This is a genomic window from Allobosea sp. 01N443, assembly GCF_056399325.1.
In genome coordinates this window covers 1-13,263 of the sequence record NZ_JBFTRC010000157.1, presented here as the reverse complement: position 1 = coordinate 13,263, position 13,263 = coordinate 1, and the positions used below count along the sequence as shown (strand labels likewise).

Genomic DNA, 13,263 nt, shown 5'->3' with positions numbered 1-13,263 from the left:
GAAGAAGAGCACGGACAGGGTGACGAGGAGGCTCGTCACCAGCGAGTTGACGAACCACAGGCCGAAGCGCGTGTTCTTGAAGATATAAACGTAGTTCTCGAAGGTCGGTTCGCGCGGGATGATGTTGAGTTCATAGACCTCGTTGGAGAGCTTCAGCGAGGTTGCGACCATGTAGAGCAGCGGCATCATCATCGCGATGGCGCCCATGGCGAGGAGCGTCCAGGCGAGCACCTGGCCGGGACGAGCGGCGAGTTGCAGCCGCCAGTTCGGCATCGGGGACGCGGCGGAGGTTGCCGTGCTCATGATTTCTCCCGCATCAGCCAGAGTTGGAGGAGGCTGRCCGTCAGAAGGATCACGAACAGCACCAATGTCTGCGCCGCCGCATAGCCCATCTGATATGAACGGAAGGCGGTCTCATAGATGTAGAGCACCAGAGGCTTGGTGCTGTTCAGAGGTCCGCCGGCGCCGTTGTCGGTCATGTTGTAGACCGTGTCGAAGATGCGCAGGAAGCCGATCGACGAGATCACCACCAGGAAGACGATGGTGGGCTTGAGCAGGGGCAGGGTGATCTGGCGCAGGATCATCCATTTGCCCGCGCCGTCGATCCGCGCCGCCTCGTAATAGCTCGACGGAATGGCACGCAAGCCCGCCATGAACAGCACGATCTGGAAGCCGAGCCCGGCCCAGATCGCCGGCGTCAGCACTGCATAGAGCGCCTGCGTCGTCGAGCGCAGGAAGGGCTGCGCATCGAGCCCGACCGCGTTCAGCATGTTGTTGAGCAGCCCGATCGGTGGCGGCTGGTAGAACCAGCGCCAGACCCAGGCCATCGCGACTGTCGTCGTCAGGTGCGGGATGAAATAGCAGGCCCGGATCAGGCCATGCGCGAAGCGGACCTGATCGAGATAATAGGCGATGACGAAGGACAGGAGCAGGCTGAGCGGCGTGCCGACCATGAGGTAGATGAACGTGTTCTTGAAGGCGAGCCAGAACACCGGATCGCCCATCATCTTCCGGAAATTGTCGAGCCCGATGAAGACCGGTTTCGAGAGCAGGTTCCACTGCATGAAGGCGATGCCGAACGATTCCAGTGCCGGATAGAATCGGATCACCGCGAAGAATGCGATCGGCACGGCAAGGAACGCCCAGGCCGTGAGTGCCTGCTTCGTCTCGATCGTCAATCCCGCGTAGCCCCGCATTCGTCGCATCCCCGTTCCGGCGTCCCCGCTGTGTGTCGTCCGATTAAATCAAGTCCGTTGATTTAATACGAAGCCGGCGACATGATGCAAGCCCTGCTTCGCGCCAGGCCCACAGGCTCTGCATTTCAATCGGAAGGTTCGCGCCGCTCATGAGCGTATCCGGTCTCGCCCCGTTCGATCGCCGCGGCCATCATCGCCGCGTGGTGATCGAGGCGTTGAGGCGTTCCGGTGCAGCCTCGCGCGCGGAGATCGCCGCGGCGACCGGGCTCTCGGCCCAGACCGTCTCGACCGTGACTGACGAGCTGTGTCGCGAAGGACTGGTGAGCATCGTCGGCCGCCGCGCTTCGGCGCGCGGCCAGCCGCCAATCGATCTCGCGCTGGCGCTCGATGGCGGCTTTGCCGTCGGTGTGCAGGTCGAGCCTGGCCGCATGACCGGTATCCTCGTCGATCTCGGCGCCCATGTCCGGGCCGAGCGCAGCATCGATTGCGATACGGGGCGCCCCGATCTCGCCCTCCCGAGCCTGATTTCGCTGGTTGCCGAGTTGGTCGAGCAAGGCCGCATTGCGCGCGCCCGGCTCTGGGGCGTCGGCATCGCATTGCCGGGCCCGTTCGGTGATGTCGCGGAGAGCGAGCAGGACCCGCTAGCCATGGCGGCCTGGTCGCGGCTTCCGTTTCGCGAAGCCTTCTCTGCGGGGCTGAACCTGCCCGTCATCGTCGGCAACGACGCGACGGCTGCGGCAATCGGCGAGCATCTGCATGGAGTTGCGCGCGATCTGCGCAGCTTCGTCTATCTCTACCTTGCCGAAGGCATCGGTGGCGGCCTCTTCGTCGAGGGACAACCGGTGACCGGCGCCTTCGGCAATGCCGGCGAGATTGGCCGCATGATCGTCGGCCACGAGCCTGATCGGGGTGGGCTTGTGACGCTGGAGGCGCGTGCTTCGCTGCATGCGTTGCGTCGGATGCTGGGTGAGGCCGGCGTCGGGGATGCGGACAACTGTGCCGTTGAGCGTCTCTTCGACGGTCACGAGGCGATCGTCGCATGCTGGATCGCCGAGGCCGCGCGCCATTTGCGCATCGCCATCGCCAACATCGAGAACCTGCTCGATCCCGAGACTATCGTGATTGGTGGGCAGGTGCCGGAGCGGGTCCTGGCTGCGCTGATGCAGGCCATCGCGCCGCTGCCGGCCTCCGTCAGCCAGCGCAAGGGCCGACAGCAGCCGCGCTTGCTGACCGGGCGCGCTGGCCGCAATTCGCCGGCTCTCGGCGGCGCGACCTTGCCGTTGTTCAGTGGCCTGACGCCGCATCCGCGTGCGGCAAAACTGCCGAAACCGGCGCGTGCGGCGAGAGCATCGGAGCTAGGAAAAACCCGTCCGGCCAATGGCAGGCGGGATCTGGCGGCGGGGAGCTGAGGCCATGGTGCCGGCTTGTCCCGCAATCGAGATCGAACCGGCCAGCCTATTGGTGGAGCGGTTGGTAGGCGAGGGCGCCCGTCGCGGCGTCCTGTACGATCTGGCCGAAGGCCTCGGACTCGATGAAATGCCCGGCGGCAACGATCGCCCCGGTTCTGGCTGCATGTTCCGCCACGGCGCGGCGGCTCTGCCGCGCCTGATCCTGGTCGCGATCGGCACGATGGCACCACTCGGGAACCGCGATCTGGGCCGGGTTGTGCCAGCTGTCTCCGGCGATCAGGACGGGGCGGCCCGCACCTTCTATCAGGATCGCATGATGGCCGGCGGTATGTCCGGGAGCCGGCAGGAGCGAGGCGGTGATTTTGCCGCTGTCGAAGATCGGCAGTCCAGCCTCTGCGGCCTCGAGCCGACGGCTCTCGACGATGGGCGCGATGCTGCGCCGGAAGGCCGCGACATGGTGCGGCAGGGCGGCTTCCTCGCCCTGAGCCTGCCAGTGCGCGATCTCGGCTGCCGGCGCGAGATAGCGCGCCTGGCTGAAGCGGAGAGCGCCGGTCTCGTCGAGTGCCCAGCCGACATGGTCGAGATGGAAATGGCTGAAGACCACGAGCGAGACTGCGTTCGGATCGAGCCCAGCGGCCTTGAACTCCTCTGGCAGCCGGCCGCCGAGCCCGTCGAAATAGGGACTGGGGCCGGGGCCGAGGCCGGCATCGACCATGAGGATGCGGCCATCGCGGCAGAGCAGCGCGAAGACGCCGAAGCGCGTGTGGAACATCCCGCCGGGGAACCAGCGCGCCGTCAATTCAGGATGCGCCGCGAAATCGGCTTCGGGAAACGCATAGCGCGAAGCAGCCGGCGCTGGCGCGGCATCGGTCAGCGCAAACAGCGTTGCGCCATCGAGGTCCAGTCGCCGCATTTCAGTCTCCAGCCACAGATGCGGGCCGGCGCCCGCCTGTTCCACGCCTGCCATCCTTCACCAGGGACAACAAGGGAGAGTAGACCATGACGACAGACAACCAGGGCTTCCGCCTCAGCCGGCGCAGCTTCGCGACCGGGGCCGCGGCCGCCGGCCTGACCGTGGCGGCGCCGAGTGTGCTGCGTGCCCAGACCGTGCAGATCGAGTACTGGCAGTACTTCTTCAAGGAACGCGTCGAGGCGATGGATGCGCTCATCCAGCAGTTCGAGGCTGCCAATCCGGGCATCAAGGTCAAGCACACGCACTTCCCCTACGCCCAGTACCGGACCAAGACGGCGGCTGCCGTGCCGGCGGGCGAGGGACCCGATGTCCTGCAGCTCTTCTTCGGCTGGATGCGCGAATACGCCAAGTCGAAGCTGATCCAGCCGCTGCCGGCCGAGCATTTCAACGTCGCCGATATCGACAAGAACTATTTCGAGTTCGTCCGGATGATGCGGACGAACGAGGGATACTGGGCGCTTCCGACCGCCGTCCGCAGCCTCGGCCTGTTCTACAACAAGACGCTGCTGAGCAAGCCGGGCGCATCTGGTGGCAAGCCGCCGGTGACGCTTGACGACATGCTGAAGAACGCGCTGGCCGTCACCGAGCGCGACTCGCGTGGCAACATCACCACGGCCGGCGCGACCATCGGCATCCCGTCGCAGGACTACCATTGGTGGCGCGAGATCCTGCTGCGCCAGTTCGGCGGCAAGCCCTACTCGGACGATGGCCGCACCGTGACCTATGCCAACGACGCGGGGGCCGCCTCCTTCGGCTGGTATACCGATCTGCAGCGCAAGCATAAGGTCGCTGCGGCGGGCTTCCTCTCCGAGAGCCAGGCGGCCTTCAAGGCCGGCAAGGCGGCGCAGCATGTCGACGGTTCGTTCCGCCTCGGCACCTTCAAGAGCGCGCGTGGCTTCGACTGGGGCGTCTCGGAAATGCCGACCCATAACGGCATTGCCAGCAACTACGCCTCCTATTGGGTCAATGGCCTGGCGTCGAGCGCGACCGGAGCCAAGCGCGATGCAGCGCTCAAGTTCCTCGCCTTCATCACCACCAATGACGCGATGCAGCTCTGGTTCGAGAAGACCGGCGAGCTGCCGGCCAAGCCCGAGGTCGCACTGAGCGCCAAGAACCTGGCCGATCCGCTTTCCGGCCCGATGCTGGCTGGCCTCAAATACGCCCATGCCACCGATTTCGTGGCGGAAGAGGCTCAGGGCCAGATCTTCCAGGACATGCTCGACCGGGTGCTGCTGCAGAACCAGGATCCGCTCGCGGCCCTGAAGGAGGCTGCCGCTGCCGAGCAGAAGCTGATCGACGACTACTACAAGGCCTGATCCAAGGCTTTGGTCCAAATGTGCTGCCGCCCGGTTCTCCCGGGCGGCAGCGCTGATCTCAGGTCGCCGGCCGCGCGACGACGGGGACGTACTCGTCCAGATCCTCATCGGCGAAGTTCACGGTCCGGCCGAGTTCCGCCGAGCGATAGAGCGCCATCAGCATGTGCACGACGGCGACGCCGTCGGCAAAGGTCTCCTCCGGCATGGTGCCGCGCCGGAACGCCTCGACGAAATGCCGGTTCTCCAGCGTGTAGCCATAGACGCCGGCTTCGTCCTCCAGCACGGGCATCAGGCCGTGCTCGGCATTCTGCTTCTCGACCAGGTCCTCGCCGCTTGCGCCGCTGACCGCGCGCGAGAAGAAGATCTTCAGTCCCGTGTTCAGCGAGCTGAACTCCATCGCATATTCCGGCCCGAGCAGTTCGAGCGTGATCCTGAGGCCGGGGCCGACATAGGCCCATGACGTCGTCGCCTCGATCATCAGCTCGTTGCCGTCGGGGTCCCGCAGCGTGATCAGCCCGCGTGCAAAATCCTCCGACGGCCGCTTGGCATAGTCGACCTCAGGGCCCATCCCAGCCTTGAGCTGCTTGACATAGGCCGGCCGGTTCCATTTCAGCGTCGCGACGGTGGCATTGGCGGAGACCAGGGTCAGCGCATCGCGGGGCTCGCCCGGCGCGGTCAGCAGATGGCGGGCGACCTCGACGCTGTGGCACATCATGTCCGAGAGCACGCCGCCGCCCTGCTTCTCGCCCTGCCAGAACCAGGGTTCGTGCGGGCCGCTATGTTCTTCGGCGGCGCGCGCGATATAGGGCCGACCGGCGCCGGGCACGGCGCGACGCCAGATGATCTCGCGCCCGCGCTGCACCGCCGTCGAGAACAGCTGGTTCTCGAGATAGCCGTGCAGCAGCCTGGCATCCTCGGCCAGCCTCAGCATCTCGCGCGCCTCGCGCAGTGTCCGGCCCAGAGGCTTCTCGCAGGCGATGGCGCGCAGGCGGGACCGGCCGGACGTTACCGCCGCGTGGATCTCGCGCATCGTCTCGACGCGCGTGTGGTTCGGGCTCAGCAGCCAGATCGCGTCGATCTCGCCGGAGGTCAGCATGGCCTCGAGGCTGGCGAACGCCTTGCAGGGGCCAAGATCGAGTTCGTTCGCCCGCGCCGCGAGGGCCGCGCGGCGTTCCGCGCGCGGCGAGTAGACCCCGGTGACCGCGACATTGCGGACTCCCATCAGCGCCGTCAGATGGAAATGCGCGATGAAGCCGGAGCCGACGAAGCCGATCCGCAGGGTGGGAAGCAGGGAGTGATCGGGCATGGCCACCTCGTGATCAGTCGCGCGGGTTGAGAACGTCATTGAGCGCATCGCCAAGCAGGTTGAAGCCGATCACGACGACGACGATCGCGAGCCCGGGCCAGATCGCCATCCAGGGGGCCTCCACCAGGAATTGCCGCGCGGCGTCGAGCATGCTGCCCCAGGATGGGTCGGGGGGCGCCTGGCCAAGGCCGAGAAAGGCGAGGCTCGCCTCCGCCAGCACAGCGATCGCCGTGGTCAGCGTTGCCTGCACGACGAGCGGCGGCATGATGTTGGGCAGGATATGCGAGATGATGACCTTGCGATGCGACGCGCCGAGCGAGACCACCGCGCTGACATAGTCTTCTTCCCGCACGATCAGGGTCTGCCCGCGCGCGAGCCGCACGAAGATCGGCATCGCCGAGATGCCGATGGCGATCATGGCGTTCTGCAGGCTTGGGCCGAGGAAGGCGGCAAGCGCGATCGCCAGAACCAGGAACGGACAGGCGAGCAGCGCGTCGGTCAGGCGCGAGATCACGATGTCGACGACACCGCCGAAATATCCGGCGATCAGGCCGAAGGGCACGCCGAAGACCAGTGCGATCGCCACCGAGAGGAAGCCGGCCGCGAGCGAGGCCCTCGCGCCGAAGATGATGCGCGACAGGACGTCCCGGCCCAGATCGTCGGTGCCGAAGGGGTGGGCGAGTGTCGGGCCGAGCCGGATCGTCGACCAGTCCGAGGCATTGGGATCGTAGGGGGCGACCCAGGGGGCGAAGACGGCCATCAGCGCGAAGACGAGCACGATGCCACCGCCGATCAGCGCCGAAGGCTCGCGCAGCAGGCGCTCCCACCCMGTACGGGTCCGCACCGGGACAGAGGGCCCAATGATCTCGACCTGGCTCATCCGCGCAGCTTCGGATTGAGCGCCGCATAGGCGATGTCGGCGAGAAGGCTCATCAGCAGGAAGAAACCGGCCGCACACATCACCACGGCCTGGACCACGGCGTAGTCGCGGCTGAAGACGCCGTCGACGATCATCTTGCCGAAGCCGGGAATACCGAAGACCTGTTCCGTCAGCACGGCGCCGGAGAGGAGCTGCCCGAATTGCAGCGTGCCAAGGGTGACGACCGGGATCAGTCCGTTGCGCAGCGCATGGCGGACCACGACGACATGTTCGCTGAGGCCTTTGGCGCGCGCCGTGCGGACGAAATCCTGCTTCAGCACGGTCAACATCGAGCTGCGGGTATGGCGCATGATGATGGCGCCGGAGGCGGCGCCGAGCACGAGGCTCGGCATGGCCATGGTCTTCAGGTTGCCGAGCGGACTTTCGAAGAAGGGGACGTAGCCGCCTGACGGCAGCCAGCCGAGCGAGACCGAGAACAGCAGGATCAGCATGATCCCGAGCCAGAAGCTCGGGATCGAGAGGCCGGCGAGGCCGAACAGGCTGACGGCGTGGTCGAGCACCGAACCGCGCCACAGGGCGGCGATGATTCCGGCCGGGATTCCGATCGCGACCGCGATCAGCATCGAGAGCGTCGCGAGTTCGATCGTGACCGGCAGTTTCTCTGCGATCATCGTGCCGATCGGCAGTCGGGTTCGGATCGAGAGACCGAAATCGCCCTGCACGAAGGCGCTCAGCCAGCTCCAGTATTGCACCGGCAGGGGCTGGTCGAACTGGTACTTGGCGCGGAGGTACGCGATGATCTCGGGGCTGCGATCCTCGCCGGCGAGTGCGAGCGCGGGGTCGCCGGGCAACAGTTTCTGCAGCCCGAATACCAGGATCGAGACCAGCAGCAGCGTCGGCACCGCGACGGCCAGACGCCCCGCCAGGAAGTTGATCATTCCGCGCCCCTCTCGGCCGCCGGCACGTGCCTCACGGCGCCGGCTTGACGCCCTTCAGCCGCAGCAACCCGTCGGGATACACGCTGAGGCCGCCGACATTGGCGCGCGCCGCGAAGAACCAGTTCGGATGATAAAGCGGGATGCTGGGCAGGTCGGCGAGATAAAGGCCGGTGGCCTTCTCATAGAGCGCCTTGCGCTTGCCGGCGTCACCCTCGGCACGGGCGTTGTTCAGGACGGTTTCGAGATCGCGGTTGCAGTATTTGTTGAAATTCTGCCCGCCGGCGCAGGAGAAGAAGGCGTAGAGGGTCGGATCCGGATCGCCGCGCCCGCTCCAGTTGCCGATATAGACCTCGAAATTGCCCGCGAGATAGCGCTGGATCGCACTCGCCGTTTCGAGCGGCAGAAGCTTGACGTCGAAGCCCGCCTCCTTGGCCATGGATTGCACGATCTGTGCGACGCGCGCATCCGTGAGGGCGTTCTCGAAGGTGATCTCGACCGGCACGCTGGTCACTCCGGCCTGCGCCATCAGGGCCTTGGCCGCGGCGACGTCACGGGCCGGAACCGGATGCGCCTTCGAATGGAACGGGTCCGAGGGCGGGATCATCTGGTTGTCGGCGGTGTATTCACCGTTGAAGGCAACGCGGTTGATGATGGCGCGATCGAGCGAGAGCTCGAAGGCCTTGCGCAGCCGGGCATCCTTCGCCAGGGGGCCGTTGGCCTTCTCGCCATTGCCGAGATTGACCATCAGATGCGAGACGGCGAGACCGGGCGCGCCGTGCAGCTTGAGGCTCTTGTCGTCACGCACGGTCTTGAGATCGGTCGGTGCGACGCGCTCGACGAGATCGAGATCGCCGGCCCGAACGCGCGACAGGCGAACGGTTGAATCCGGCACGTAATAATAGGCCACGCTGTCATAGCCGTAATTGGCGGCGTCCCAGTAATCTGCGAACTTCGTCAGCTTGATCAGGTCGCGCGCCTTGCGCTCGACGAACTTGTAGGGTCCCGCACAGACAGGCGCGTTGGCGAAGTCGTCCTTCGCACCGGCCGCAGGCGAGACCATCATGCCGGCGCGGTCGCTGAGCACGGAGAGCAGGGGGGCGAAAGGCTCCTTGAGCGTCAGGCGCACCTGATCGGGGGCCACGACCTCGACGCCAGCCACCGCTGAAAGCTCGGCCTTCCGGCGAGAGTCCTTCATCGTCAGCATGCGCTCGATGTTGAACTTCACGGCCTCCGCATCGAAGCTGGTGCCGTCGTGGAACTTCACGCCTGGGCGGAGCTTGAAGGTGATCGCCTTCTGATCCGGCGCCCATTCCCAGCTCTGGGCGAGTTGCGGTGCGATCGTCAGGTCAGGCGCAATATCGACGAGCTTGTCGCACATGGCCGCGAAGACGAAGCGGCCGGCATAGGTCCCGCTCGTCGCCGGGTCGAGCGCATCGGGGTCGTCCTGGATGCCGACCCGCAGATTGGTGCCCTGGGCTGAAGCGGCAACTGCAGCGCCTGCCAGACTGGCTGCGAGCGCAGCGGCAAAAACCAATGGTCTAGAATTTCGCATGATCCAGCCTCCCGAGCCGTCTCGTCACCAGCTGCCGCCGAGGCGGCGCCGTCTTGAGCGTGATGCTGACGGGAATGCATGCACGTRCTCTCGAGTTTGTAAAGACACCTGACGAACAATGCCGCTCGGCAAGAGGATTTAGTCGCATCTTGCATGTGCGAGATTGACAATTGGCAAGAACGATCCGTTATTAGTTCGCATGGTTGACGAATTGACGGATGAACCGCCTCGCGCAGAGGCTTACTCCACGCCGGTTGCGCGCCAGATGTCGGTGCGCTCGGTGATTGAGGCCGTGCTGCATCGCGGCCCGATTTCACGTGCCGAGCTGGCCCGCATCACCGGCCTGTCGAAGCAGACGACCTCCGAGGTCGTGCGCGCGCTGGAGGATAGCGGCTGGCTGCGTGTGCGTGGGCAGACGCAGGGCGCGGTGGGACGAAGTGCCGTGACCTACGAGATCCAGCAGGACGCCGCTTTCGTGCTCGGCGTGGATCTCGGGGGCACCAAGATCCACGCCGCGCTTGCCAATGTGGTCGGTACGATCGTCGCGGAAGAGATGGAGCCGACGGATTCGCGCGGCGGCCTTGCGGTGGTAGAACAGATCGGCGCGCTGGCTGAGCGGCTGGCGCGCAAGGCCGGCCTCGCTCCGGGCGGCCTGCGCTGCGCCGCCATGGGCAGTCCGGGCGTCGTCGATCCACGCTCGGGCAAGATCGAGATCGCGCCCAACATCCCCGGCTTCGACCGCATCCGGGTGGCGGACGAGCTCGAGCGCCGTCTCGGCTGTGCCGTGGTGATCGAGAATGACGTCAATCTCGCAGCGATGGGCGAGCAATGGCAGGGCTGCTGCAAGGACGTCCGCAACTTCGCCTTCATCGCGATGGGCACCGGCATCGGCATGGGCCTTGTTCTGGATGGGCGACTTGCCCGCGGCGCCAGCGGGGCTGCTGGCGAAATCGCCTTTCTGCCGGTTGGCGGCGATCCTTTCGACTCGCGCGGCCAGTTCCATGGCCCCTTTGAGACCGCGATCGGCAGCGTAGCCATCCTTCAGCGTTACCGCGGCTTTGGCGGTCGCATGGCGCAGGATGTGCGCGGTGTCTTCGCGCAGCTCGCCCAGGGCGAAGAGGCCGCCATCGCGACACTCGACGAGACGGCGCGCGTCATGGTCCAGGGCATGATGGCGATCCGCGCCGTGGTCGACCCTGAACTGATTGTGCTCGGCGGCAGCATTGGCGTGCGCGAAGAACTGATCTCGCGACTGCGTACGCTCGTAGCCCGGCATCTCGGGGGAGCCCTGCGGATCGAGCCGAGCGCGCTTGGCAGCCGCGCGACGCTTGTCGGAGCCGTCGGCACGGCGCTGTCACGAATCCATGACAGCCTGTTCGGCCTGACCAGCCTCCAGAGCGACTTCGCTCTCCCCGTCGGGAAGGCGACCGAGACAGCATGAACGCCCATGTCACTGCCCCCGGCCTCGTCGTGCTCGACGATGCCGCTACCGTTGCCGCGGATGTCGCGAACAGGATCGTGGCGGAACTCTTGTCGCGGCCTTCGACCGTGCTTGGCCTGGCGACAGGCGAGACGATGCGCCCGGTCTACGGCGAGTTGGTTGCGGCCTATCGCGCCGGGCGGGTCTCCTTTGCCGCGAGCACAAGCTTCAATCTCGACGATTATGTCGGCGTGCCGCCGCAGCACCCGGCCTCGTTCCCGCGTTTCATGAATGAGACGCTGTTCGACAAGGTCGATGCCGATCGCTCCCGCACCTTCATGCCAGACGGCAATGCGTTCGATCTCGCTCGTGAGGCGGCAGCCTATGAAGCCGCTATCGCGGCGGCCGGCGGCATCGACCTGCAGCTGCTGGGCATCGGCTCCAACGGCCATATCGCCTTCAACGAACCCGGTTCGGATTTTACCTCGCGTACGCGCCAGGTCGCGCTCGCGGCCTCGACTCAGGAAGCGAACCAGGGGCCCTTCGACGGAAGCGAAACGGTGCCGGAATTCGGCATCACCATGGGGATCGGGACGATTCTGGAGGCGGGCCGGATCATCCTGATCGCTACCGGAGCGGGGAAGGCGGCGGCGGTGGCCCGCGCGGTCAAGGGGCCCCTCGATCCTGCCTGCCCTGCGTCGATCCTCAGGACACATCGCGCCGCGATCATGATATGCGACCGCGCAGCAGCAGCCGGTTTGAGCTGACGACAAAGGGAAGAGACGACCATGTTCGGGACGCGGGATTTCACCAGACCGGGGCGTTCGCTGGCGGTGGCAGAGAACGGGATGGCGGCGACCTCCCACCCCGCGGCCACATTGGCGGCGCTTGGCATCCTGAAGGCGGGCGGTAATGCGATCGATGCGGCGATCGCCGCCGTGGCGATGCAGGGCGTCATCGACCCCCATATGACCGGCATCGGCGGTGACTGTTTCGCGATCTACGCTCAGCCCGGCAAGGCGCCGATCGCGCTCAATGGCTCCGGGCGTGCACCCGCGGCGGCGACGCTGGCTTGGTTCCGCGAGCAGGGCATGACCTCGATTGCCGATAACTCACCCCATGCCGTGACGGTTCCAGGCGCGGCCGATGCCTGGTGCCGGCTCTCGGCCGACCATGGCCGCCTCAGCCTGGAGGAAGTGCTGCAGCCCGCCATCAAGGCGGCGGAGGACGGCTTCCTGGTGACCCCGCGCGTCGCCCATGACTGGGCGATCTACGCCAATCGCCTGCGTAAATATGAAGGTGCGGCCGCTGTCTATTTGCCGGGCGGCGAAGCCCCCCGCGTCGGCGATCGCATGACCCATCCCGCGCTCGGGCGGACGCTGCGCCGGCTCGGCCAGCACGGACGCGACGCCTTCTATCGCGGGCCAGTGGCGGACGAGATCGTTTCCGTCCTCAATCGCAACGGCGCTCTGCATGTCGCGGATGACTTCGTCGGCCAGACCTCCGACTATGTCGAGCCGATTTCAGCCGAATATCGTGGCTATCGCCTGCACGAGTGCCCGCCGAACGGCCAGGGGCTGACGGCACTGATCATCGCCCGCATCCTCGAGGGTTTCGATCTCGCCGAGGGGCGCGTCAGCGAGGCCGATCGTATCCATCTGCTGGCGGAGGCGACGAAGGCTGCCTATCACCAGCGCGACCTGCTCGTTGCCGATCCGGCCTTTGCGCCTGTCGATGTGCAGCAGGTTCTGTCGGATGCCTTCATCGGCCGCCTGCGCGACCGGATCGACATGAAGCGGGCGCAGCCCGCCGTCGACGACGACATGCCGGTGCATCGCGACACGGTCTATCTCACCGTGGTCGATCGCGATCGTAACGCCGTCTCCTTCATCAATTCGTTGTTCTGGGCCTTCGGCAGCGGCATCTATGCGCCTGAATCCGGTGTGATGCTGCAGAACCGTGGCGCCGGCTTCCGGTTGATCGAGGGCCATCCCAACGCGATCGCGCCGCGCAAGCGCCCGCTCCACACCATCATCCCGGCGCTGCTGACCAAGGATGGCCGCACCCAGATGACCTATGGCGTGATGGGCGGCCAGTATCAGGCGACCGGCCACGCGCATGTCCTGTCTTCGATGCTCGATCGTGGCGACGACCCGCAGCAGGCGGCCGACCGCCCGCGCAGCTTCGTCGCCGAGGGCAAGCTCACGGTCGAGTCGACGATCGGCCCCGAGATCCGCGCCGATCTCGCCGCGCGCGGCCATGATGTCTCGGTG

General features: G+C 66.1%; 11 protein-coding genes and 1 pseudogene. 5 read left to right on the top strand and 7 right to left on the bottom strand.

Annotated features, from left to right (window positions below):
* Together AC1DRP_RS27520 and AC1DRP_RS27515 are read right to left on the bottom strand one after the other, a co-directional pair.
* Positions 1–303 (bottom strand): annotated as a pseudogene (locus AC1DRP_RS27520) (carbohydrate ABC transporter permease); the annotation flags it as partial.
* A complete protein-coding gene (locus tag AC1DRP_RS27515; protein ID WP_476770112.1) occupies positions 300–1,196 on the bottom strand; it encodes a carbohydrate ABC transporter permease in 897 nt (298 codons plus the stop codon). The pseudogene AC1DRP_RS27520 and the gene AC1DRP_RS27515, both read right to left, overlap by 4 nt.
* A gap of 149 nt (positions 1,197–1,345) precedes the next feature.
* On the opposite strand from AC1DRP_RS27515, the gene AC1DRP_RS27510 reads away from it, so the two are divergent.
* Positions 1,346–2,605: an ROK family protein gene (locus tag AC1DRP_RS27510; protein WP_441507829.1), complete on the top strand. Its 1,260-nt coding sequence runs from the start codon at positions 1,346–1,348 to the stop codon at positions 2,603–2,605.
* Positions 2,606–2,651: 46 nt separating this feature from the next.
* Here the strand turns inward: AC1DRP_RS27510 and AC1DRP_RS27505 are convergent, their stop codons facing one another.
* Positions 2,652–3,518 (bottom strand): MBL fold metallo-hydrolase, encoded by an 867-nt coding sequence (locus tag AC1DRP_RS27505; RefSeq protein ID WP_441507830.1) that lies wholly within the window; start codon positions 3,516–3,518, stop codon positions 2,652–2,654.
* 86 nt (positions 3,519–3,604) lie between these two features.
* On the opposite strand from AC1DRP_RS27505, the gene AC1DRP_RS27500 reads away from it, so the two are divergent.
* Positions 3,605–4,894, top strand: a complete 1,290-nt coding sequence (locus tag AC1DRP_RS27500; protein ID WP_441490304.1) for an extracellular solute-binding protein — start codon at positions 3,605–3,607, stop codon at positions 4,892–4,894.
* A 58-nt stretch (positions 4,895–4,952) separates the two neighbouring features.
* On the opposite strand, the gene AC1DRP_RS27495 is transcribed toward AC1DRP_RS27500, so the two are convergent.
* The 4 genes from AC1DRP_RS27495 to AC1DRP_RS27480 are packed head-to-tail and all read right to left on the bottom strand — an operon-like array spanning position 4,953 to position 9,570.
* Positions 4,953–6,200, bottom strand: coding sequence for a Gfo/Idh/MocA family protein (locus AC1DRP_RS27495; protein ID WP_476770111.1), 1,248 nt, complete (start codon positions 6,198–6,200; stop codon positions 4,953–4,955).
* A gap of 13 nt (positions 6,201–6,213) precedes the next feature.
* Positions 6,214–7,080, bottom strand: a complete 867-nt coding sequence (locus tag AC1DRP_RS27490; protein WP_476770110.1) for an ABC transporter permease — start codon at positions 7,078–7,080, stop codon at positions 6,214–6,216.
* Positions 7,077–8,018 (bottom strand): ABC transporter permease, encoded by a 942-nt coding sequence (locus AC1DRP_RS27485; protein ID WP_069877829.1) that lies wholly within the window; start codon positions 8,016–8,018, stop codon positions 7,077–7,079. The genes AC1DRP_RS27490 and AC1DRP_RS27485 overlap by 4 nt, the downstream gene beginning before the upstream one ends.
* Positions 8,019–8,049: 31 nt before the next feature.
* On the bottom strand, positions 8,050–9,570 hold the full coding sequence (locus AC1DRP_RS27480; protein WP_441507832.1) for an ABC transporter substrate-binding protein: 1,521 nt from the start codon (positions 9,568–9,570) through the stop codon (positions 8,050–8,052).
* Between the two features lie 199 nt (positions 9,571–9,769).
* On the opposite strand from AC1DRP_RS27480, the gene AC1DRP_RS27475 reads away from it, so the two are divergent.
* From AC1DRP_RS27475 to ggt, 3 genes are all read left to right on the top strand, one after another.
* A complete protein-coding gene (locus AC1DRP_RS27475) occupies positions 9,770–11,011 on the top strand; it encodes an ROK family transcriptional regulator (RefSeq protein WP_441490498.1) in 1,242 nt (413 codons plus the stop codon).
* Positions 11,008–11,757, top strand: coding sequence for a glucosamine-6-phosphate deaminase (gene nagB, locus AC1DRP_RS27470; RefSeq protein ID WP_441507833.1), 750 nt, complete (start codon positions 11,008–11,010; stop codon positions 11,755–11,757). The genes AC1DRP_RS27475 and nagB overlap by 4 nt, the downstream gene beginning before the upstream one ends.
* Positions 11,758–11,778: 21 nt before the next feature.
* On the top strand, positions 11,779–13,263 hold a 1,485-nt coding region (gene ggt, locus AC1DRP_RS27465; RefSeq protein ID WP_476770109.1), incomplete at its 3' end, for a gamma-glutamyltransferase.

Bases quoted from the DNA above. Each gene is read 5' to 3' on its own strand.
- nagB (WP_441507833.1), top strand. From the start codon at position 11,008: ATGAACGCCCATGTCACTGCCCCCGGCCTCGTCGTGCTCGACGATGCC.
- AC1DRP_RS27500 (WP_441490304.1), top strand. From the start codon at position 3,605: ATGACGACAGACAACCAGGGCTTCCGCCTCAGCCGGCGCAGCTTCGCG.
- AC1DRP_RS27475 (WP_441490498.1), top strand. From the start codon at position 9,770: ATGGTTGACGAATTGACGGATGAACCGCCTCGCGCAGAGGCTTACTCC.
- AC1DRP_RS27495 (WP_476770111.1), bottom strand. From the start codon at position 6,200: ATGCCCGATCACTCCCTGCTTCCCACCCTGCGGATCGGCTTCGTCGGC.
- AC1DRP_RS27505 (WP_441507830.1), bottom strand. From the start codon at position 3,518: ATGCGGCGACTGGACCTCGATGGCGCAACGCTGTTTGCGCTGACCGAT.
- AC1DRP_RS27485 (WP_069877829.1), bottom strand. From the start codon at position 8,018: ATGATCAACTTCCTGGCGGGGCGTCTGGCCGTCGCGGTGCCGACGCTG.
- AC1DRP_RS27510 (WP_441507829.1), top strand. From the start codon at position 1,346: ATGAGCGTATCCGGTCTCGCCCCGTTCGATCGCCGCGGCCATCATCGC.
- AC1DRP_RS27480 (WP_441507832.1), bottom strand. From the start codon at position 9,570: ATGCGAAATTCTAGACCATTGGTTTTTGCCGCTGCGCTCGCAGCCAGT.